This window comes from Streptomyces sp. NPDC002446, from assembly GCF_053595675.1.
The window spans coordinates 1-21671 of the sequence record NZ_JBSFYC010000052.1; the positions used below are offsets into that span (position 1 = coordinate 1).

General features: G+C 71.1%; 19 protein-coding genes and 1 pseudogene. 14 read left to right on the plus strand and 6 right to left on the minus strand.

The window, feature by feature from the left end; genetic code table 11:
- The first annotated feature begins 122 nt into the window (after positions 1 to 122).
- The 8 genes and pseudogenes from ACWD6P_RS25675 (at position 123) to ACWD6P_RS25710 (ending at position 6621) form a co-directional block, all read left to right on the plus strand.
- A complete protein-coding gene (locus ACWD6P_RS25675) occupies positions 123 to 773 on the plus strand; it encodes an HAD family hydrolase (RefSeq protein ID WP_451446529.1) in 651 nt (216 codons plus the stop codon).
- Positions 774 to 893: 120 nt separating this feature from the next.
- Positions 894 to 1090, plus strand: a pseudogene (locus ACWD6P_RS25680) (MFS transporter); the annotation flags it as partial.
- Positions 1044 to 2219 carry an acetoin utilization protein AcuC gene (locus ACWD6P_RS25685; RefSeq protein ID WP_451446530.1) on the plus strand — a complete coding sequence of 392 codons (1176 nt, stop codon included), beginning with the start codon at positions 1044 to 1046 and terminating at the stop codon, positions 2217 to 2219. The pseudogene ACWD6P_RS25680 and the gene ACWD6P_RS25685, both read left to right, overlap by 47 nt.
- 784 nt (positions 2220 to 3003) lie before the next feature.
- Positions 3004 to 3819 carry a phosphatase gene (locus tag ACWD6P_RS25690; RefSeq protein ID WP_451446531.1) on the plus strand — a complete coding sequence of 272 codons (816 nt, stop codon included), beginning with the start codon at positions 3004 to 3006 and terminating at the stop codon, positions 3817 to 3819.
- A 128-nt stretch (positions 3820 to 3947) separates the two neighbouring features.
- A complete protein-coding gene (locus tag ACWD6P_RS25695; RefSeq protein WP_014144137.1) occupies positions 3948 to 4157 on the plus strand; it encodes a helix-turn-helix domain-containing protein in 210 nt (69 codons plus the stop codon).
- A 120-nt stretch (positions 4158 to 4277) separates the two neighbouring features.
- The gene (locus ACWD6P_RS25700; RefSeq protein ID WP_003948845.1) at positions 4278 to 4376 is read left to right on the plus strand and encodes a 30S ribosomal protein bS22; all 99 of its coding nucleotides are present in this window, start codon (positions 4278 to 4280) and stop codon (positions 4374 to 4376) included.
- 188 nt (positions 4377 to 4564) lie between these two features.
- Positions 4565 to 5614 (plus strand): NAD-dependent epimerase/dehydratase family protein, encoded by a 1050-nt coding sequence (locus ACWD6P_RS25705; RefSeq protein ID WP_451446532.1) that lies wholly within the window; start codon positions 4565 to 4567, stop codon positions 5612 to 5614.
- Positions 5615 to 5628: 14 nt separating this feature from the next.
- Positions 5629 to 6621, plus strand: coding sequence for a lysophospholipid acyltransferase family protein (locus ACWD6P_RS25710; RefSeq protein WP_451446533.1), 993 nt, complete (start codon positions 5629 to 5631; stop codon positions 6619 to 6621).
- A gap of 33 nt (positions 6622 to 6654) precedes the next feature.
- On the opposite strand, the gene ACWD6P_RS25715 is transcribed toward ACWD6P_RS25710, so the two are convergent.
- The 4 genes from ACWD6P_RS25715 to ACWD6P_RS25730 form a co-directional block, all read right to left on the minus strand.
- Positions 6655 to 7869 (minus strand): DUF5667 domain-containing protein, encoded by a 1215-nt coding sequence (locus ACWD6P_RS25715; RefSeq protein ID WP_451446534.1) that lies wholly within the window; start codon positions 7867 to 7869, stop codon positions 6655 to 6657.
- A 283-nt stretch (positions 7870 to 8152) separates the two neighbouring features.
- On the minus strand, positions 8153 to 8938 hold the full coding sequence (locus tag ACWD6P_RS25720; protein WP_451446535.1) for an ECF subfamily RNA polymerase sigma factor, BldN family: 786 nt from the start codon (positions 8936 to 8938) through the stop codon (positions 8153 to 8155).
- Between the two features lie 330 nt (positions 8939 to 9268).
- Positions 9269 to 10150 carry an HAD family hydrolase gene (locus ACWD6P_RS25725; RefSeq protein WP_451446579.1) on the minus strand — a complete coding sequence of 294 codons (882 nt, stop codon included), beginning with the start codon at positions 10148 to 10150 and terminating at the stop codon, positions 9269 to 9271.
- A 279-nt stretch (positions 10151 to 10429) separates the two neighbouring features.
- Positions 10430 to 10708, minus strand: coding sequence for a glutaredoxin family protein (locus ACWD6P_RS25730; protein ID WP_451446536.1), 279 nt, complete (start codon positions 10706 to 10708; stop codon positions 10430 to 10432).
- Between the two features lie 334 nt (positions 10709 to 11042).
- Here ACWD6P_RS25730 and ACWD6P_RS25735 point away from each other — a divergent pair, with 334 nt between their 5' ends.
- From ACWD6P_RS25735 to ACWD6P_RS25760, 6 genes are all read left to right on the plus strand, one after another.
- Complete coding sequence (locus tag ACWD6P_RS25735; RefSeq protein ID WP_451446537.1) at positions 11043 to 11855, plus strand: redox-sensing transcriptional repressor Rex; 813 nt, start codon at positions 11043 to 11045, stop codon at positions 11853 to 11855.
- Positions 11852 to 13246, plus strand: coding sequence for a glutamyl-tRNA reductase (locus ACWD6P_RS25740; protein ID WP_451446538.1), 1395 nt, complete (start codon positions 11852 to 11854; stop codon positions 13244 to 13246). The genes ACWD6P_RS25735 and ACWD6P_RS25740 overlap by 4 nt, the downstream gene beginning before the upstream one ends.
- The gene (hemC, locus tag ACWD6P_RS25745) at positions 13243 to 14259 is read left to right on the plus strand and encodes a hydroxymethylbilane synthase (RefSeq protein WP_451446539.1); all 1017 of its coding nucleotides are present in this window, start codon (positions 13243 to 13245) and stop codon (positions 14257 to 14259) included. The genes ACWD6P_RS25740 and hemC overlap by 4 nt, the downstream gene beginning before the upstream one ends.
- Positions 14256 to 15905 carry a uroporphyrinogen-III synthase gene (locus tag ACWD6P_RS25750; protein ID WP_451446540.1) on the plus strand — a complete coding sequence of 550 codons (1650 nt, stop codon included), beginning with the start codon at positions 14256 to 14258 and terminating at the stop codon, positions 15903 to 15905. Before hemC ends, ACWD6P_RS25750 begins: the two co-directional genes overlap by 4 nt.
- A 161-nt stretch (positions 15906 to 16066) precedes the next feature.
- On the plus strand, positions 16067 to 17056 hold the full coding sequence (gene hemB, locus ACWD6P_RS25755) for a porphobilinogen synthase (RefSeq protein ID WP_451446541.1): 990 nt from the start codon (positions 16067 to 16069) through the stop codon (positions 17054 to 17056).
- A gap of 65 nt (positions 17057 to 17121) precedes the next feature.
- Positions 17122 to 18792 carry a CocE/NonD family hydrolase gene (locus ACWD6P_RS25760; RefSeq protein WP_451446542.1) on the plus strand — a complete coding sequence of 557 codons (1671 nt, stop codon included), beginning with the start codon at positions 17122 to 17124 and terminating at the stop codon, positions 18790 to 18792.
- A gap of 28 nt (positions 18793 to 18820) precedes the next feature.
- Here the strand turns inward: ACWD6P_RS25760 and bla are convergent, their stop codons facing one another.
- Together bla and argS are read right to left on the minus strand one after the other, a co-directional pair.
- The gene (bla, locus tag ACWD6P_RS25765; protein WP_451446543.1) at positions 18821 to 19759 is read right to left on the minus strand and encodes a class A beta-lactamase; all 939 of its coding nucleotides are present in this window, start codon (positions 19757 to 19759) and stop codon (positions 18821 to 18823) included.
- Positions 19760 to 19857: 98 nt separating this feature from the next.
- On the minus strand, positions 19858 to 21624 hold the full coding sequence (gene argS, locus ACWD6P_RS25770; RefSeq protein ID WP_451446544.1) for an arginine--tRNA ligase: 1767 nt from the start codon (positions 21622 to 21624) through the stop codon (positions 19858 to 19860).
- Between the last annotated feature and the right edge of the window lie 47 nt (positions 21625 to 21671).

The following is a 21671-nucleotide window of genomic DNA, read 5'->3' on the forward strand; positions in this document are numbered from 1 at the left end:
ACCCTGTGGGAGAGTAGGACGCCGCCGAACAAATTTTGAAAAAGCCTCGTTCCCCGAGTTTCGACTCGGGGAACGAGGCTTTTTTGCGTTTCCGGCCCGAAGCGCCGCATAGGGTTCGGGTCATGCGATACGACCTGGTCATTTTCGATAACGACGGTGTGCTCGTCGACAGTGAGCCCATTTCCAACAGCCTCCTGGCCGACTATCTCACCGAGCTCGGATTTCCGACGTCGTACGAGGAATCGATCCGCGACTACATGGGCTCGGCGATGCACCGTATCCATGAACTCATCATGGAACGCACGGGGCAGCGGCTGCCGGACGACTTCGATGAGGTCTTCCATGGCCGGGTCTTCGCTGCATTCGAGCGCGAGTTGCAGCCGGTGGCCGGAGTGACGGCAATGCTGGAGAAGCTGGCCGCGGACGGTGTCCCGTACTGCGTCGGCTCTTCGGGGAGTCATGAGCGAATCCGGGTGGGGCACCGGAAGACGGGCCTGGACCGGTGGTTCACGGATGGGCGCATTTTCTCGTCGCAGGATGTGGGCCGGGGAAAGCCGGCACCGGATCTCTTTCTGCACGCGGCGCGGGAGATGGCCGTGGCACCGGAGCGGTGCGTGGTGGTCGAGGACAGCCCGCTGGGGGTGCGGGCGGCGGTCGCCGCGGGGATGGATGTGTACGGGTTCACCGGGATGACGCCGGCGGAGAAGCTGACGGGAGCCGGTGCGAACGGGCTGTTCGGCCATATGGCGGAGTTGCCGGAGCTGCTGCAGTAGGGGGATGACGTTGCGCCAGTGGCTTTGGTGGCGTCGGTGTCATAAGTGATGTGGGATCACCTATCGGGTGTATGTCGGAATTGATGGTGTGGGGCATTTGGTCGTCAGCGGGGGCGGATTGTGGGCTTCTTGATCGGTTCTCTGTCGGTGGTTGTGCGGGGGAGTTCCCTGAGCCATCGGGGGCGTGGCCCGTACCGACGGTCCTGGTGCTGGTGATGCTCACGTATGCCCGCTCGTTCGGGGGGCCTGAGGCCCGATACGGTGACGGGCATGAGCGGCCGCGCACAGCTGATGTGGGACGAGGCAGTAACGGGCTACAACTTCGGGTCCGGGCATCCGATGGACCCGGTCCGGCTCGCGCTGACCATGCGTCTGGTGGAGGCGTACGAGCTCGACCGAGGGCCGCTGGAAGTGGTCGCGGCCAAGCCGGCCGGGGACTCCACCCTGCGGCTGGTGCATCGTGAGGACTACATCGACGCGGTCCGCCGGGCCTCGGCCGATCCCGCCGCCGCGGACGTCTCGTACGGGCTGGGCACGGCGGACGATCCGGCGTTCGCGGGGATGCATGAGGCGTCGGCGCTGATCGCCGGGCAGTCGGTCGGTGCGGCGGAGGCCGTCTGGCGCGGTGATGCGGCGCATGCGGTGAACTTCGCCGGCGGGTTGCACCATGCCATGCCGGGCGGGGCGTCCGGCTTCTGTATCTACAACGACGCGGCACTGGCGATCGCCCGGCTGCTGGAGCTGGGCGCCGAGCGGGTCGCGTATGTGGATGTGGATGTGCACCACGGCGACGGCGTGCAGGCGACGTTCTGGGAGGACCCGCGGGTACTGACGATCTCGCTGCACGAGCATCCGCGGACGCTCTTCCCGCAGACCGGCTGGCCGGAGGAGACCGGCGGGACGGGTGCGGAGGGCACTGCGGCCAATGTGGCGCTGCCGGCCGGGACCGGGGACGAGGGGTGGCTGCGGGCCTTCCACGCGGTGGTGCCGGAGCTGCTGGGGGCCTTTCGGCCGCAGGTGATCGTGACGCAGCACGGCGCGGACACCCACTTCGAGGATCCGCTCGCGCACCTCGCGGTGAGCCTGGATGCCCAGCGTGCGGTGGCGGAGTCGTGCCATGCGCTGGCGCATGAGTTTGCGGACGGGCGGTGGGTCGCGCTCGGTGGGGGCGGCTATGCGGTGGTGGACGTGGTGCCGCGCAGCTGGACGCATCTGACGGCGATCGCGGCGGGCCGGCCGATCGATCCCGGCTCGATGGTGCCGGAGGCGTGGCGGCACGAAGTGTTCCGCCGGACGCGGCAGTTGGCGCCGCAGCGGATGACGGACGGGCGTACGCCGAGCTGGCGGGACTTCGTCGACGACGGCTATGACCCGGCCGACCGGCTGGACCAGGCGGTGCTGGCGACGCGCCGCGCGGTGTTTCCGGCGCACGGTCTGCTGCCTTAAGGGTTCGCTGCCTTAGGGGATGGGCGAACAGATCCCGTAGGGGATGCGAGGGCCCCCTGCGGGGCCACAACGGGGCGGGGGCGAGGGGTATTCCCGCGGCGGGCAACATGCTCGGCAAGACTGCGCTGCGGGACTCGGGACTCGGGACTCGGGACTCGGGCCTCAGGCCTCGGGCCTCGGGACTTGGGGCACGGGACTGTGAGGCTGCACTGCGGGACTGCGGGACTGCGGGACTGCGGGACTGCGGGACTGCTCGGCAGGGCTGTTCAGCAATGTGCGCGAAGGCTGTTACGCCATGTGCCCAAGGGCTGTTTAGCCACGTGTCCGAGGGCTGTTTAGCCACGTGCCCGAGGACTGTTCAGCCACGTGCTCAAGGACTGTTCAGCCACACGCCCGACGGCCGCTCGGTAACCTGCCTGGCAAGAGTGCCCGTCAAGATGCGGCAAGGCTACGGAACATGCGCAGCAAGAGGGCCGTCACGAGTGCTCGACAGGGCTGCTCGGCAAGGCTTCTCGGCGAGCGGACCAGGGAAGAAGTGCCCGGCGAGGACTGCCCGCTAACGGACTCTCAGGCCAAGCACCCCAGGCGCGGCGTGTCTCCCCGCCCAACACCGCCCGCCTAACACCGCCCCCCCCAACGCCGCCCGCCAACATCGACTGCCAACACCGCCCCCCAACACCGCCCCCCATGCCGCCGCCAGCAAGTAGTGCAGTGGCTGCCACGAATGTGTGATTCCCGTTGGTTGGGGCAACCGTAGGCCGGTCAACGGGACAGCATGGGGCGTGTGTTGGGCACCGGGGAGCTGCGGGCGCATCTGGTCGAGGCGCGGCTTGCGGGGACGATTGCTACTACGCGGGAGAAGAGCCTGGGGCGTTACCGGCTCTTCGCGGCGCGGGATCCGCGGGTGCTGCTGGGGCTGGAGCCCGAACGGGACTGGCCGCTGGGTGAACTACTGCGACTGATGGGACAGAAGTGCGGGGTTTCGGCCGACCCCGTGCACACTTCCGGCCTGGATGTGATTGATCCGGACCGTACGATCGCGGCCCTCGACCGCTTCGCGGACCGGATCGGTGCGGCGGCCGGCCGGCGGACGCCGGTGCTGCTCGGTACCGGCCATCCGCACCGGCTGCTGGAGTTCTACGCCGCCCTGGCAGACGCCCTCTCGTCGGCGGGCTGCCCCGTCCTCACCCCGGCGTATGGCTCTCATGTCGACATAGCGACCCGGTTCGGCGTACGCACCCGTGTCCTGGACTACGTACGGGGAGTCGCGCTGATGCGAGAAACCGGCGTGCGGGGCGCGCCCGGGGTGGGGGGCGTACACACCCATTCGCCGCTGCCGGTACGGACCGCTCTGGGGGCCGCGGCGGACGCCGGAGGGCCTCTGCCGGGGCTGGTGATCGGGGACCACGGATGGGTCTGCGGGGCAGGTCAGCTGGGCATCGAGGCGATCGGGCTGGCCGATACCGACGACCCGGCGCTGTTCGTCGGACAGGCGGAGGGACGGGTGGCCGAGGTGGTGCCCCTCGACGATGCCGGGCCGGCCGAGTCCTACCGGCCGCTGATCCGTTACGTACTCAATCGGGCGTATTTGTCACGTTAGGCGGCAGTTCGCTGCTCCTCTTCCCCACTCGCATCACCCGCCCCTAATCTGGGGAGTGAGCGCATAGCGACGAAGAGTCACCGGAGGGGAAGCCGGTGTCCGTCTTATGCGGAAGGTGCAGGTGTGGCATGGCTGCAGACCAGAGGCCTCTGAACGAGGTCGTGTTCCTGACAGTGGCGGAGGTCGCCACGGTGATGCGAGTGTCCAAGATGACCGTGTACCGCCTGGTGCACAGCGGTCATCTGCCCGCTATTCGCGTGGGGAGGTCCTTCCGGGTTCCGGAGCAGGCGGTTCACGACTATCTCCGTGAGTCCTATGTGGGGGTGGAATCAGCCTGACGGGCCCTTCGCCGACCCTCGGATTACGCCGTTCGCCCGGCGCCGGGTAGGCTGGCCCGATGTAGGTAGTGTGGGCTCGGACGCCCCGCACCGAGTGATTCGAAGTGAGCGAGGGTAGTCGTGGGCTCTGTTATCAAGAAGCGGCGCAAGCGGATGGCCAAGAAGAAGCACCGCAAGCTGCTCAAGCGCACCCGTGTTCAGCGTCGTAACAAGAAGTAAGCGGCGCTGATCGCGATTTCGCAGCCCCCCATCGCCTTCGGGCGGCGGGGGGCTGCGGTGCTTTGTGGGCCGTATGGACGGTGGTCGGACGGAAATGTGGCTGCGGGCATCCCGCGGTCATCACAGCGCAACACCGACCGGCTAGCGTGGGCGGACCAGGGGAACGCGGCGGGAAGGAAGGGCTGATCTTGGGCAAGGTCGTGCTCGTCACGGGAGTCGCACGGCAGCTGGGCGGCCGGTTCGTCCGCAGGATCCAGCGCGATCCCGATGTCGACCGGGTGATCGGGGTCGACGCGGTGCCGCCGGAGCACCATCTGGGCGGGGCCGAATTCCTCAAGGCCGACATCCGGCACCCGGCGATCGCCAGGGTCCTGGCCGAGACGGGCGTCGACACCGTCATCCACATGGACATCAACGGCACACCGCTGGGCAAGCGCGGCAGCCGCACCTCGGTGAAGGAAACCAACGTCATCGGGACGATGCAGCTGCTCGGCGCCTGCCAGAAGGCCCCGAACGTGCAGCGCCTGGTCATCAAGTCCAGCACCAGCGTCTACGGCTCCGCGCCCCGGGACCCGGCCGTTTTCACCGAGACCACCACGCCGAAGTCCCTGCCGAGCGGCGGCTTCGCCAAGGACGTCGTCGAGGTCGAGGGGTACGTACGCGGCTTCGCGCGGCGCCGGCCCGATGTGGCGGTGTGCGTACTGCGCTTCGCCAACATCCTCGGGCCGTGCGCGGATTCCCCGCTCGCCGAGTACTTCTCGCTGCCCGTGCTGCCCACCGTCCTCGGCTACGACCCGCGGCTGCAGTTCGTCCATGAGGACGACGCCATCGAGGTGCTGCGGATCGCCGCCGCCGCGCCCCGCCGCGGCACCCTCAACAGCGGCACGTTCAACGTCGCCGGCGACGGCGTCCTGCTGCTGTCGCAGACCTCCCGGCGGCTGGGACGGCCCACCCTGCCGCTCTTCCTGCCGACGGTGACCTGGGCCGGTACGGCGCTGCGGTCCATCGGCATCTCGGACTTCTCGCCGGAACAGATCCGGCTGCTCACGCACGGCAGGGTCGTCGAGACGACGCAGATGCGCGAGACACTGGGGTTCCACCCGAAGTACACGACGGCGGAGACCTTCGCGGAATTCGCCCGCAGCCGCGGACCCGGGCTGCTGCCGCCCGAGTCCCTCGCCCGCACCGTCGACCGGCTCGCCGGCCTGCTGCCCGCACGCGGCGGCCCGACCCAGTGAGGAGTTCACCCACGATGGCGGACGCCAAGGTCATTCCCTTCGGCGAGGAGCCTCGGGCGCGCAGGAAGGCCAGGCGGGCCGGGCGCACGGGGCGCGGTACGGCGCTGGCGCCCGTACCGGAGGCACGGACCGAGCACCCGCCGGCGGCGCCCCCGCCGCCGGGCCCGCGGTCCCTGGACCAACGGATCGCGGGCGGGCTGGCGTTTCTGCGCCGCCGGATCACCGGCGACTACGAGGTCGACGACTTCGGCTACGACGAGGAGCTGACCGACCAGGTCCTGATGTCGCTGCTGCGGCCCTTCTACGAGAAGTACTTCCGGGTCGAGGTCAAGGGCGTCGAGAACATCCCCTCCGACGGCGGGGCGCTGATCGTCGCCAACCACTCCGGGACGCTGCCGCTGGACGGGCTGATGCTGCAGGTCGCGGTGCACGACAACCACCCGGCGCAGCGTCATCTGCGGCTGCTGGCCGCCGATTTGGTGTTCGTCCTGCCGGTGATAAACGAGCTGGCGCGCAAGGCCGGGCACACCCTGGCCTGCGCGGAGGACGCCCAGCGGCTGCTGGAGCGCGGCGAGATCGTCGGGGTGATGCCGGAGGGCTTCAAGGGCATCGGCAAGCCCTTCGCGGACCGCTACAAGCTGCAGCGCTTCGGGCGTGGCGGCTTCGTCTCGACGGCGCTGAAGGCCGGCGTGCCGATCGTGCCGTGCTCGATCGTGGGCGCGGAGGAGATCTACCCGATGATCGGGAACGCCAGGACCCTGGCGCGGGTGCTGGGGCTGCCGTACTTCCCGATCACGCCGACGTTCCCGTGGCTGGGCCCGCTGGGCGCGGTGCCGCTCCCGACGAAGTGGACGATCCAGTTCGGCGAGCCGATCGCGACGGACGGCTATCCGCCGGAGGCCGCGGACGATCCGATGCTGATGTTCAACCTGACCGATCAGGTCCGTGAAACGATTCAGCACACCCTCTACAAGCTGCTCGTGCAGCGGCGCTCGGTGTTCTTCTGACGAACACCGAGCGCCGCTGCCGGGGCGTTTCCGCTACTTCGGGCGGTCCTCCTCGCCGTTGATGCTCAGGCCGGGGAGCAAGCCCGGGATCAGCGGCGGAAGGGTGACGTCGGGCCGGCTGTCGTCGGTCTTGCCGCTGCCGTGGCCGCCCTCGTGCGGGGACGGGCTGCCGCCCTTGGCCGGCGGGTCGAGCAGGCCCCCCGTGCTGCCGCCGAGCAGGCCGCCCTCCTCGGAGGGGGAGGCCGACGGATGCGGGGCGTGCGAGCCGCCCGCCCGGTCGCCGGAGCCGGTCCGGTGGCCGGACTGCGCATGGCGGCCGTCGGGGCCGGAGCCGGTGCCCGCGGAGGCTCGCGTGTCGCGCGGGTGGTTCTTGCCGTCCGGCGCGGGCGGCAGCAGCGAGCGCAGCGGACCGACCTCTTCGTCTATGGCGTCGAAGACCGAACTGACCTCGTCGCGGACGTCCGTGAGCTGGAGCGGAAGCCTGTCGCGCAGCTGCGACCAGGCGTCGCGGTGGGACTTGGCGAAGGAGTCCAGCGCCTGGATGGGGCCGAGCGAGCCATCGCGCTGGTACGCCTTGTGCAGCAGGCGGTGGCCCTCGCCCGCGTCGTGTTTGACGCCGGAGAGCGCCCTGCGGACCTCGCCGAGCGACTCGTGGTCGAGGTGGGCGACCCGGCCGCGCTCCATCAGACGGCGGGCCTCCATCATGCGGGTGGAGGCCTGGTCGAGGTAGAGCCGGCCGCGGTCGGAGTCGTCGTCGGCCAGGCCGAGCTTGAGGTCCTCCATGCCGCGCTTGAGGCCGTAGAGGGAGTCGCCGGGGAGGGCGTCCGAGCTGGCCGCGGCGACGCCGCTGAAGGCCCCGGCGGCGACGCCGACCGTCAGACCGCCCGCGGCCAGCCCCTTGGAGAGGCGGGAGCGCGGCCGCAGCCGGCCGATCGATTTCGCGGCGCGGTGGGCGCCCTTGTGTGCGCGCTGTTCGGGTGCCCCGACGCCGTCGGACGGAGCGCCTTCGGCGAAGGCGGACTCCATCGCGGCGATGAGCTGCGCGCGCTGGACAGTCTTGACCTCGGTGGCCATCTCCGGCCTCGGGAGTTTCCCGAGGCCGTCGGCGACCGCCAACAGCCGTGCTTCGCCCGGCGCCTGCGCCGGATTGTCGACCTGGTCCTCGGCCGCCGCGCCCTCGAGGACCTGCTCCTCCAGGGCCTGGGCGAAGGCGTTGGCCCGCCGGTGCACCGAGACATTCGCGATCACGGGCGGCACCTCCTCTCGTCATCCCGCTCGACTCCCCGGACTGGCTTTGACTATCCAGACGGACCGGACGGTTGCACGCCGACTGTCCACGGCCACTCGATCGAGTGAGAGGCAGCGGGCATGGCGTGACCGCATGGAGCCTGCATCCCGCACAACGAGCGGCGCGGCACTCGGGTTACGCACTCACGATGATCTGACCGACCGGTCATGACCGGTCACCAAACGTGAGCGACGAGTGGCGTGCGTGCGGTCGGAGGAGGGGCGTACGGGGGGTGGGGCGGGGTCAGCGGGCGTCGTCGGGCAGGAGGCGCGCCAGGGTGCGTACGGCGCGGTACTGGAGGGTCTTGATCGCGCCCTCGTTCTTGCCCATGACGCGGGCGGTCTCGGCGACCGAGAGGCCCTGCAGAAAGCGCAGCGTGACGCATTCCTGCTGTTGGGGGTTGAGCTTGCGTACCGCCTCCAACAGGGCGGCATTGGAGAGGGATTCGAGGACCGAGTCCTCGGGACTGCGCTCGACCTCGTTGGCGTCGAGCATCTCTCCGGTGGTGACTTCCAGGCGGAAGCGCGAGGACTTGAAGTGGTCGGCGACGAGGTTGCGGGCGATGGTCACCAGCCAGGCGCCGAAGTCGCGGCCCTGCCAGGTGAACGTGCCGATGCGGCGCAGGGCGCGCAGAAAGGTCTCGCTGGTGAGGTCCTCGGCCGTGGCGCGGCCGCCCACGCGGTAGTAGATGTAGCGGTAGACCGTGTCGGCGTACTGGTCGTAGAGGCGGCCGAAGGCCTCGGCCTCGCCGGCCTGGGCGCGTTCGACGAGGTCCATCATGCGACGGCTGTCGCTGTCGGCGGGGCGCCGGGCGGTGGTCGTGCCGGCGCCGGAACGGCGGGTCCGGCCGGCGGCCTTGCCGACCGCAGTACTCCCGTCGGCCAGGGCGTAGCAGGGTCCGGTAGCGGGGACGGCTGTGGCGAATGCGGGGACGGCGTACGCGGTGGGGACAAAACTGCGCAGGTGGTCGACGAGTGTCGTACGCAGCGTAGCCAGGCCCGAGGCGTCAACCCCGACGTGTGGGTACACGGGACTCCCAGAGGCAGAGCTTCCATCACGTGCAGTGCGGGACCGTTCACTCGTCGTAGGGACGTGTGGGTTCCGGATTGCGTCTGAGGAGAATAACGCTTCGTACAGGCAGCGCTACACCCAGTTGCTCAAATCATCGATTACTTACGGTCCGTGCCGGGTTGGTGGCAGATCAAGTATCGAATACTGAGCAACTTTTGATCGGAAGGGGGCGCAATCTGCCTGGTTGGAGGGCGTGTTGTGGCTGTCTGAAAGCAACGTGACTGTCGGGGCGGCGGAGGGGGTAGGGAGAGTGGATGGCCCGCGCCGCCGCCGGGTGATCAGGCCTGGTCAGCGGCGGCGGCGCTGCAGTGCGACCGCGGCCGCGGCGCCGCCCGCGAGGGCGCCCACTCCGGCCGCCGCCGGGATGCCGATCCTGGCCGCCTTGCGGCCGGTGCGGTAGTCGCGCAGCCGCCAGCCGTGCTCCCGGGCGTGCTTGCGCAGCCGGCTGTCGGGGTTGATCGCGTAGGGATGTCCGACGAGCGAGAGCATCGGGATGTCGTTGGCGGAGTCGCTGTAGGCGGCGCAGTGCGACAGCTCCAGGCCCTCGGCCGCGGCGAGCGCGCGGACCGCCTCGGCCTTGGCCGGGCCGTGCAGCGGTTCGCCCACCAACTTGCCCGTGTAGACGCCGCCGACGGACTCGGCGACGGTGCCCAGCGCGCCGGTCAGGCCGAGCCGGCGGGCGATGATCGTCGCGGTCTCGACGGGGGCCGCGGTCACCAGCCAGACCTTCTGGCCGGCGTCGAGGTGGGCCTGGGCGAGGGCGCGGGTGCCGGGCCAGACGCGCTCGGCCATGTACTCGTCGTAGATCTCCTCGCCGATGGACATCAACTCGGCGACGCGGTGGCCCTGGACGATGGACAGCGCGCTGTTGCGGACGTCCGCCATGTGCTCGGGGTTCTCCGAGCCGGCCAGCCGGAAGTAGATCTGCTGCCAGGCGAAGCGGGCCAGGTCGCGCTTGTGGAAGAAGTGCCGCTTGTACAGGCCGCGTCCGAAGTGGAAGAGCGCGGCGCCCTGCATGACCGTGTTGTCGAGGTCGAAGAAGGCGGCGGCCGTGGTGTCCCCGACGACCGGGAACTCGGGCTCGGCGGGGGCCTGCTCGGCGGCCTGGGCCTCCGCGGCCTCCTGCGAGGACTTGCGGGCGGCCTCGGCCGCGGCCTCGCCGGCCAGCACGCTGCGGGCCGTGGTGGGCCTCCTGCGGCGCGGGAACCAGCCCAGGGAGAAGAGCGCCCCGGAGGGCCTCCAGCCGGCTCGGCGCGCGGAGGAGGCGCCGGAGGGCGCCTCGTGGGGACTCCTGCCGGGGCGGTGGTCGGGAGACGGGAGGGACATGCGGCTAGCGTAGCCAGTTTGTTCGGGGCTTCCGGTTACGGGCGCGTGTCAGCGAGGCCTGGAGCGCCGGACGGTTGCGTTACGGCCATCCGCGAGCGGCCCGCGCGGGCTTCCGGAGGGGGCTCAGGCGCCCAGGGCGGTGCGCAGCCGCTTGGGGTCGACGCGCCAGAAGTCGTGCTGGGCGCCGTCCACCAGGACGACCGGAATCTGTTCCCAGTACTTGCGGTGCAGCTCGGCGTCCTCGGTGATGTCCTTCTTCTCCCAGGAGGCGCCCGTCTCGGCGCACACCTGCTCGATCACCGCCTGGGCGTCGTCGCACAGATGGCAGCCGGGCTTGCCGATCAGGGTGACCGTCCGGTCGGCGGGGCTCTTGCGGGGGCTGCGGCTGAACAAGGGGGCCATGGAGCCCATTGTGCCGGGTCGCGGCGGTGCTGCCGGGGGTTCCGGTTCGATTACCATCGGTGGGCGATTTACAGGTTTGTGGGGGTATGGCGGTGAGGAGTGAGAGCGCATGCTCCCGTCGGTGCTGCCGTGCTTCGCGTGTGACGCGAGTGAACGGTGTGACGTGGGAGTTGGTTCCGCGAAGGCCCGTAAAAGGCGCGTGACCCCCATCACTTTGGCCGGGCAAAACGGACACCATCTTTGTGCACGCGTTCACAAAGACATAGCCTGCAGTGGACAGGGCGGTCGGGTTCCGTACGGGCGCCCGCAGCCCCGCTCTACCCGCAGGAGCACCGTGGCAACTGGCCGAACTCACCGACCGGCGACCCGAAGCCGAGGGATTCCCGAGGCCACCGTCGCCAGGCTTCCGCTGTATCTGCGCGCACTGACCGCGCTCTCCGAGCGCTCGGTGCCCACGGTCTCCTCCGAGGAGCTCGCGGCCGCGGCGGGGGTCAACTCCGCCAAGCTGCGGAAGGACTTCTCCTACCTCGGCTCCTACGGGACCCGCGGCGTCGGCTACGACGTGGAGTACCTCGTCTACCAGATCTCGCGTGAACTGGGCCTGACCCAGGACTGGCCGGTCGTCATCGTCGGTATCGGAAACCTCGGCGCCGCGCTCGCCAACTACGGCGGCTTCGCCTCCAGGGGCTTCCGCGTCGCCGCGCTGATCGACGCCGACCCGGCCATGGCGGGCAAGCCCGTCGCCGGTATCGCGGTCCAGCACACCGACGAGCTGGAGCACATCATCGAGAGCAACGGCGTCTCGATCGGCGTCATCGCCACGCCCGCCGGGGCCGCCCAGCAGGTCTGCGACCGCCTGGTCGCCGCCGGTGTCACCTCGATCCTCAACTTCGCGCCGACCGTACTGACCGTCCCCGACGGGGTGGACGTACGCAAGGTCGACCTGTCGATAGAGCTGCAGATCCTCGCCTTCCACGAGCAGCGCAAGGCGGGCGAGGAGCCCGGGGCCGAGGGCGCCGCCGCGACCCCGGCCGACCGTGCCGCGGCCGTCGCGGCCGATGCCGCCGCCGTCGCGGGCGAGGCCGCCGCCGTCGCCGGCGACCGCAAGGGACCTGACGGGGACGTGCCCGCCGTGATGCCGGCATGAGCCTTCTGGTCGTCGGACTGAGCCATCGCAGCGCGCCGGTGAGCGTGCTGGAGCGGGCCGCGCTCGCCCCGGAGGCGCGCGGCAAGCTGCTGCAGGACGCGGTGTCGGCCGAGCCGGTCACCGAGTCCGCGGTGCTCTCCACCTGCAACCGCATCGAGCTCTACGCCGACGTGGACAAGTTCCACGCCGGTGTCGCCGAGCTGTCCACCCTCCTGGCCCGCCACGGCGGCGCCTGCCTGGAGGAGCTCACCCCCTACCTCTACGTCCACTACGAGGACCGGGCCGTCCACCACCTCTTCTCGGTGGCCTGCGGCCTGGACTCGATGGTCGTCGGCGAGGGCCAGATCCTCGGGCAGATCAAGGACGCGCTGGCCGTCGCCCAGGAGCAGCACACCGCCGGGCGGCTGCTGAACGACCTGTTCCAGCAGGCGCTGCGGGTCGGCAAGCGCGCCCACAGCGAGACCGGCATCGACAAGGCCGGCCAGTCGCTGGTCACCTTCGGCCTGGAGCAGCTGGCCGGCGGCCAGGACGTCGAGGGCTGGGCGCGCGGCAAGCGTGCGCTGGTGATCGGCGCGGGCTCGATGTCGTCGCTGGCCGCCACCACCCTGGTACGGGCCGGCATCGGCGAGCTCGCGGTCGCCAACCGGACGGTGGAGCGGGCCGAGCGGCTGGTGCAGATCCTCACCGAGCCGGGCGGGGCCGGTGCCGCGACCGGGGTGCGTGCCCGTGCGGCCGCCATGAGCTGCGTCGAGCACGAGCTGGCGGTCGCCGACATCGTGGTGTCCTGTACGGGGGCGGCCGGGCTGCTGCTGACCGGCGGCATGATCGAAACCGCGGTCCGCGGCCGCGACGGTGACCTGGACCTGCTCGACCTCGCGATGCCGCGTGACATCGACGCCGCCGTGCACCGCATCGAGGGCGCTCACCTCGTCGACATCGAGACGCTGGCCGACGCCTCCGCCACCGCGTCCGATCAGCCGACCCTGTCGGCGGGCCCGATGGCGGCCGACGTGGACAACGTGCGCGGCATCGTCTCCGACGAGGTCGCGGCCTTCGGAGCCGCCCAGCGGGCCGCGCACATCACCCCGACCGTGGTCGCGCTGCGCACCATGGCGGCGGACGTCGTGGCCGGCGAGATCGCCCGGCTCGACGGACGCCTCCCCGACCTGGACGACAAGCAGCGCGCCGAGATCACCCAGACCGTACGCCGCGTCGTCGACAAACTCCTGCACGCCCCCACCGTGCGGGTCAAGCAGCTCGCCAGCGAGCCCGGCGGCGCCGGGTACGCGGACGCGCTGCGGGAACTCTTCGACCTCGACCCCCAGACGGTCGCCGCCGTCAGCCGGGCCGACACGCGCGGCGGCAGCCACGAAGCACGGGAGCGGTCATGAATGACAGCACTGACAGAGCACTGAGGCTGGGCACACGGCGCAGCAAGCTCGCCATGGCCCAGTCCGGGCAGATCGCCGAGGCGGTGCGCGAGCTGACCGGCCGCCCCGTCGAACTGGTGGAGATCACCACCTACGGCGACACCTCCCGCGAGCACCTCGCACAGATCGGCGGCAGCGGCGTCTTCGTCTCCGCGCTGCGCGACGCGCTGCTCGCCGGGGACATCGACTTCGCCGTCCACTCGCTCAAGGACCTGCCCACCGCGCAGCCCGAGTCCCTCGTCCTGGCCGCGATACCCGTACGGGAAGACCCCCGTGACGCGCTGATCGCCAGGGACGGGCGCACGTTCGAGCAGCTGCCCGACGGCGCCCGCGTGGGGACCGGATCCCCCCGGCGGATGGCGCAGCTCAACGCCTGGGCCAGGTCGCTGGGCCGGCGCATCGAGTGCGTGCCGATACGCGGGAACATCGACACCCGCATCGGTTTCGTCGAGAAGGGTGAACTGGACGCGGTCGTGCTGGCCGCCGCCGGACTCACCCGGATCGGCCGTATCGACGTGGCGACGCAGCTGCTGTCGCCCGACGTGGTTTTGCCCGCCCCCGGCCAGGGGGCACTGGCGATCGAGTGTGCTGCCGCCAACGCAGACCTCGCCGCCACGCTCGCCGAGCTCGACGACCCGGACACCCGGGCCGCCGTGACCGCCGAGCGTTCCCTGCTCGCCGCCCTGGAGGCCGGCTGCTCCGCACCCGTCGGAGCGCTGGCCGACCTTTCCCCAAGCTCTCGACTCCGTTCGAGCAGGGGAGGCCCCAAGGCCGACGAGCAGGCTGTCACCGAATTGCACCTGCGCGGTGTCGTCGGCACGACCGACGGCAGCACGCTGGTGCAGATGTCCACCACCGGGCACGTACCCGCCTCTCCCGACGACGTCTCGACCCCGCAGGACATGGGTCGTGAACTCGCCGCCGAGATGCTCGCGAAGGGTGCGGCCGGTCTTATGGGGGAGCGAGCACTTTGAACCCCACCGCCCCAAACCACTCCGCCTCCGGTCAGGTCACCTTCCTGGGTGCCGGGCCGGGAGACCCGGGTCTGCTGACGCTGCGTGCCGTGGAGGCGCTGGCCTCCGCGGACGTACTGATCGCCGACCCGCAGGTGCTGGACGTCGTGCGTGTGCATGCACGCGCACAGGTGGACACACCACTGCAGGCGTCAGCTGACGAGGCGTCAATCCCCGCCGACATCCCCACCCTTAGGGACGCCGCCAATCTTGTCATGGCGGCCGCCCGCGCGGGCAAGCGGGTGGTCCGTGCGGTCACCGGCGACCCCGGCCTGGACGGGAACGTCGCCGAGGAGATGCTGGCCTGCGCGGCCGAGGGCATCGTCTTCGAGGTCGTGCCCGGTATCGCCGCGGCCGTCGGCGTACCCGCGTACGCCGGTGTGCCGCTGCGCGACGCCCAGGGCACCGACGTGCGCTTCATCGACGCCCGCAGCGCCGATGACCGCTGCTGGGCCGAGCTCGGCACCAGCGACGCCACCGCCGTGGTCTCCACCACCCTCGACGCGGTGGCCGCGGCCGCCGGCGAACTGGTCTCCGCGGGCCGCAAGCCGGACACCCCGCTGACCGTCACCGTCGCCGGCACCACCACCCGCCAGCGCACCTGGACCGCCACCCTCGGGTCCATCGCCCAGGTGCTCAAGGCCGCCAAGGTGCTGCCCTCGGCCGACGGCGGCCAGCCGGTCATAGCCGTGGTCGGTGAGCGCAGCGCCGCCGCACAGCGCGACCGCCTCTCGTGGTTCGAGTCCAAGCCGCTCTTCGGCTGGCGGGTGCTCGTACCGCGCACGAAGGAGCAGGCCGCGTCGCTCTCCGACCAGCTCGTCTCGTACGGCGCGGTGCCGCACGAGGTCCCGACCATCGCCGTCGAACCGCCGCGCACCCCGCAGCAGATGGAGCGCGCGGTCAAGGGCCTGGTCACCGGCCGCTACGAGTGGATCGCCTTCACCTCGGTCAACGCCGTCAAGGCCGTCCGGGAGAAGTTCGAGGAGTACGGGCTCGACGCCCGCGCCTTCGCCGGGATCAAGGTCGCCGCGGTCGGCGAGCAGACCGCCAAGGCGCTGATCGCCTTCGGTGTGAAGCCCGATCTGGTGCCGAGCGGTGAGCAGTCCGCCGCCGGGCTGCTGGAGGACTGGCCGCCCTACGACCCCGTCTTCGACCCGATCGACCGGGTCTTCCTGCCGCGGGCCGACATCGCGACCGAGACGCTGGTCGCGGGCCTGATCGAGCTGGGCTGGGAGGTCGACGACGTCACCGCCTACCGGACCGTGCGCGCCTCGCCGCCGCCGGCCGAGACCCGCGAGGCGATCAAGGGCGGCGGCTTCGACGCGGTCCTGTTCACCTCGTCCTCGACCGTGCGCAACCTCGTCGGCATCGCCGGCAAGCCGCACAACGTGACCGTGATCGCCTGTATCGGCCCGGCCACCGCCAAGACCGCCGAGGAGCACGGACTGCGGGTGGACGTCATGTCGCCCGAGCCGTCGGTGCACAAGCTGGCCGAAGCGCTGGCGGACTTCGGTGCCGCGCGGCGCGATGCCGCGGTCGAGGCCGGTGACCCGGTCACCCGTCCCAGCGAGCGCCGGCCGGGCTCGCGCCGCCGGGCGCGCAGCTGACGGCACTACGGCAAGTGGTCTGCGCCCCGCACCCGGTGATCCGGGGGCGGGGCGCGGTGCGTTGGGGCCGAGACGGCCGCGAGAGCAGCCCCCGGCCGCCGGGGCGGCTGCCGACGATGCGTCGGCAAAGGCGGGTGCCGGGCGGGCGTAGCGTGGTGGGCATGACGAAGTACGGAAGCTTCCCCGGTGCGCGGCCGCGGCGGCTGCGCACCACCCCGGCGATGCGCCGGATGGTCGCCGAGTACCGGCTGCACCCGGCCGATCTGATCCTGCCGGCGTTCGTGCGGGAGGGCGTCAGCGAGCCGGTGCCGATCGGGGCCATGCCGGGCGTCGTCCAGCACACCCGCGACACGCTGCGCAAGGCCGCCGTCGAGGCGGCCGCGGCCGGGGTCTCGGGGATCATGCTCTTCGGCGTCCCGCTCGACGAGAAGAAGGACGCCGCGGGCACCGCCGGTACGGACCCCGACGGCATCCTGCAGCTCGCCATCCGGGACGTGCGGGCCGAGGTCGGCGACGACCTCGTGATCATGTCCGACCTGTGCCTGGACGAGTACACCGACCACGGCCACTGCGGTGTGCTCGACGCCCAGGGCCGGGTCGACAACGACGCGACGCTGGAGCGGTACGCCGAGATGGCGCAGGTCCAGGCCGACGCGGGCGTCCATGTCGTCGGCCCCAGCGGCATGATGGACGGCCAGGTCGGCGTGGTCCGCGACGCGCTGGACCAGACCGGCCACGAGGACGTGTCGATCCTCGCCTACACCGCGAAGTACTCCTCGGCGTTCTACGGCCCCTTCCGCGAGGCCGTGGGCTCGTCGCTGCAGGGCGACCGCAAGACCTACCAGCAGGACCCCGCCAACCTCCGTGAGTCGCTGCGCGAGCTGGCGCTCGACCTCGACGAGGGCGCCGACATGGTCATGGTCAAGCCCGCCCTGCCCTACCTGGACGTACTGGCGAAGATCGCGGACGCGGTGGACGTGCCGGTCGCCGCGTACCAGATCTCGGGCGAGTACGCGATGATCGAGGCCGCGGCGGAGAAGGGCTGGATCGACCGCGACAAGGCCATCCTGGAGACGCTGACCGGCATCAAGCGGGCCGGGGCGAACATGATCCTGACGTACTGGGCGACGGAGGTCGCGCGGGGGCTGTGATCCATCTCGCCCGATGCCGCTGTTTGGGGGAGTTGAGGGGCGCGCATTGTTGATCGTACGCAGCCATGATCGTTCGCGGCGGGCTGCGCCTCAACTTCCCTGAAGAGAAGAGCACTTCGGACGTGTTACGTTCCCGGTTCACCCGACGCGCGGCGGCCTCGGCCGCCGCGCTCGTCATATCCATGGCCACCCCCGCCGTCGCCGAGGCCCGGCCGTCGGCCCCGGCCGCGGCACCCTTCCAGCTGGTGAAGATCCCCGGCGCGGGCGGCGACAAGCTGGACGGCGCCGCCTGGATCCACCCGGACGGCGCGCCCCGCCCCGCCATCGTCCTGCCGTCGCCCTGGACGCAGGTGGGCTGGCACACGTACACGGTCATGGCGACGAAGTACGCGCTGGCCGGCTACAACGTCCTGGCCTACTCCGCGCGCGGTTTCGGCTCCTCGGAGGGCGAGGTCGACGCGGGCGGCCCGCTGGACGTCCGGGACGGCTCCAAGGCGCTGGACTACCTCATCGCGCACGCGCCGGGCCGCACCACCAAGGTCGGCTTCGCCGGCCTGTCGTACGGCTCCGGGCTCAGCCAGCTGATCGCCGCCCACGACTCCCGGGTGGACGCGGTCGCCGCGCTGAGCACCTGGGGCGACCTGGGCGAGTCGTTCTACGAGAACCGCACCCGGCACCTGGGCTCCGTACGGGCCCTGCAGCTCGTCGCGGGCAACGCCCGTCTCAGCGCGAGCACCCGCCGGGAATTCGCGGACCTCCTCGCCAACCGCAACATCCCGCAGGCGCTGGCCTGGGCCAAGCAGCGCTCTCCGCAGACGTACGTCAAGCAGCTCAACAAGCGCAAAGTTCCGGTCCTTTACGCCCAGGCGTGGCACGAGACGCTCTTCCCCGCCAACCAGTCGCTGAAGACGTTCCACGCGCTGACCGGGCCCAAGCGGATCGACCTGTCCGTCGGGGACCACGCAGGACCGGAGATGACCGGCCTCGGGGGCCTGCCCAACCACGTCACCCACGACGCCAAGCGCTGGTTCGACCGCTTCCTCAAGGGCGAGCGCAACGGCATCGACACCGAGGGCCAGGTCAACAGCCAGGTGATGTGGAAGTACCTGCCGTGGCTGCGCGAAACCCGGCCCACCTGGGGGGCGTTCACCGAGCGCACCGAGCGCCTCAACCTGGCCGCACCCGGGCGCGAACGCACCGACGGCGTGCTGCGCGCCGCGCCGTCCACCGGCTGGCAGATGCCCATCACCTCCGGCAAGGACACCACCGCGAGCGCCGCGGGCAGCGTCGTCTTCGCCGCCGGTTACGCGGAGATGGCGGGCCTGCCGAAGACCTACCGGACCGGCACCATCTCCCGTGCGAACGCGGCCGTATGGACCAGCGCGCCGCTGGAGTCCACCACCCGGCTGCGCGGCGCCCCCGGGCTGCGGCTGACGTACACGCCCACCACGGCCCGGTCGACGATCTTCGCCCACCTCTTCGACGTCGACGCCCGCGGCAAGGCGCACATCATCACCCATGCGCCGTTCACCGCGCCGGACGGCCGGGCGGGCCGGCCCGTCACCGCCGACATCGCCCTCCAGGCCGCCGCGTACGACGTCCCGAAGGGCCACCGGCTGATGCTGGTCGTCGACACCAAGGACCCGCTCTACGGGGACGCCAACGGCTCCGGCGGCACCCTCGTCCTCGGCTCGCCCAAGGCCGCGCCGTCCTATCTGGACGTGCCGACCGGCTGACGGTGCCCACCGGGCCGGCGCGGCGCCCTCAGCCCGCCACCGCCCCGGCCAGCACCCTGGTCACGTCCTCGATCAGCGGGTTGTCGTAGGTCGCGGCCTGGTCCGCCTTGCGGGTCAGCACCGCCAGCACGATCGGGGTGCCGTCCGCGGTCCAGGCGACGCCCACGTCGTTGCCGGAGCCGTACGAGCCGGAGCCCGTCTTGTCGGCGATCGTCCAGTCCTTGGGCAGGCCGGCGCGGAAGCGGTCGGTGTTGGTCTCGTTGGCCGCCATCCAGGCCGTGAGCCGGCCGCGGTCGGCGGCGGGCAGGGCGTCGCCCACCAGGAGGCGGGCGAAGGTGCGGGCGGCGGCGTACGGGGTGGTGGTGTCCGTCCTGCGCCCGGGCTCGGCGCTGTTCAGCTCCGGCTCCCAGCGGTCGAGGCGGGTGACCGGGTCGCCGAGGGAACGGGCGAAGGCGGTGACGGCCGTCGGCCCGCCGAGCTCGCGCAGCAGCAGGTTGCCGGCCGTGTTGTCGCTGGTGCGCAGCGTGGCGTCGCACAGCTCGGCGACCGTCATCCCCGTCGCGACGTGGTACTTGGTCACCGGCGAGCCGTCGATCACGTCGTCGGCGGTGTAGTGGATGCGGCGCGCCAGCGTCTCGCCGTGCCGGTCGAGATCGCGCAGTACGGCGGAGACGGCGAGGGCCTTGAAGACCGAGCACATCGCGAAGCGGGTGTGCGGCCGGTAGGCGACGGTCGCGCCGGTGGCGGTGTTGTGGGCGAAGGCCCCCACGCGCGCCCGGTGCGCGCGCTCCAGGCGGCGCAGTGCCGCGTGCGGACCGGCGGCGGGGGTGGCCGCGGTGGCGGGTGCGGCGCCTGCGGGTGCGGCGCCGGCGGCCAGGAATCCGGCCGCCAGGAGTCCGGCTCCCGCGCCCAGCGCGGCGCGCCGGCTCGGTGCGGTGCGCGTCGTGGGCCTGCTGTGCTCGTACATCGCTTGATGCCCCTCCCCGGGAGAAAAAACGGCGCGGCCCCGTACAACACCGCGGTGGTACGGGGCCGTTCGCCTTCGGAGCCTAGGCGAGAAATACCTCAGAGGCGCTCGGGAGTACGGATACCGAGCAGGGCCATGCCCTGGTGGAGGGTGCGGCCGGTGAGGTCGACGAGGAAGAGGCGGTTCTCGACCACCTCGACGGGGTTGTCGGCGCTGACGACCTGGCACTTCTCGTAGAACGCGGTCAGGTGCGAGGCGAGCTGGTACAGGTACGCGGCGAGGCGGTGCGGCTCGTAGGACGCCGCGGCCTCGGCGAGCACCTCGCCGAACTGGTCGAGGTGGAGGCCCAGGGCCCGCTCCGCCGGGTGCAGCGGCAGCTCGGGGCGGGCGGCCGGGCGGGTGTCGCCGGCCTTGCGCTTGATCGACTGGATACGGGCGTAGGCGTACTGGAGGTACACCGACGTGTCGCCGTTGAGCGACACCATCTGGTCCAGGTCGAACTTGTAGTCCCGGGACGGGGAGGTCGACAGGTCGGCGTACTTCACCGCGCCGATGCCGACGTACCGCCCGTTCTCGACGATCTCCGCCTCGCTCAGGCCCACCTTCCCGGCCTTCTCGCGCACGACCGCGGTCGCCCGCTCGACGGCCTCGTCGAGCAGGTCCTCCAGCCGGACCGTCTCGCCCTCACGGGTCTTGAACGGCTTGCCGTCCGCGCCGAGCACCGTGCCGTAGCCCATGTTGTGCGCGGTGACCTCGTCGCCCAGCCAGCCCGCCCGGCGGGCCGTCTCGAAGACCATCCGGAAGTGCAGGGACTGGCGGACGTCCACGACGTACAGCAGCGTCGTCGCGTCCAGGTCGAAGACCCGGTTGCGGATCGCGGAGAGGTCCGAGGCCGCGTAGCCGAAGCCGCCGTCCGCCTTCTGCACGATCAGCGGCACCGGCTGGTCGTCCTTGCCGCGGATCTCGTCGAAGAAGACCACCAGCGCGCCCTCGGAGCGCACCGCGACACCGGACTCCTCAAGGAGCCGCGCCGTCTCCGCCATCATGTCGTTGTACGCGGACTCGCCGACGATCTCCTCGTCGCGGATCTCCATGTCCAGCTTCTCGAAGACCGAGTAGAAGTAGACCTTCGACTCGTCCACGAACCGCTGCCACAGGTCGAGGGTCTCCTTGTCGCCGGACTGCAGGGCGACGACCCGCTTGCGCGCCCGCTCCTTGAAGCCCTCGTCGGAGTCGAAGACCGCGCGCGACGCCTTGTACACCCGGTTCAGGTTGCTCATCGCCTGCTCGCCGTCGACGTCGGTGGCCGGGGCCAGCTCGCCGGGGTTCTCGATCAGGTACTGGATGAGCATGCCGAACTGGGTGCCCCAGTCGCCGATGTGGTGCCGACCGATGGTCTTCTCGCCGGTGAAGTCGAGCATGCCGCGCAGGGCGTCGCCGATGACCGCCGAGCGCAGGTGGCCGACGTGCATCTCCTTCGCCACGTTGGGCTGGGCGTAGTCGACGACCGTGACGCCCGGGTTCTCCTTCAGCGGCACGCCGAGCCGGTCGCCGTCGGCGGCCCGCGCGGCCAGCGTCCTGACGATCGCCTCGTCCGAGACGGTGATGTTGAGGAAGCCGGGACCGGAGACCTCGATCTCCTTGATCAGCTCGGGGGCGTCGATACCGGCGACGACCTTGGCCGCCAGCTCCCGCGGATTGCCCTTGAGCTTCTTCGCCAGCGCCAGCATGCCGTTGGCCTGGAAATCGGCCCGGTCGCTACGTCGCAGCAGCGGGTCGGCGGCACCGGCCTCCGGCAGGGCTGCCGAGAGGGCGTCCGCGACACGCTGGTTGACGGAAGCTGCGAGGGAAGGGACCGAGGCCATGAAGCTGCACTCTCTTCTACGAGGAGGTGGCGTGGGAGTGGAAAGGG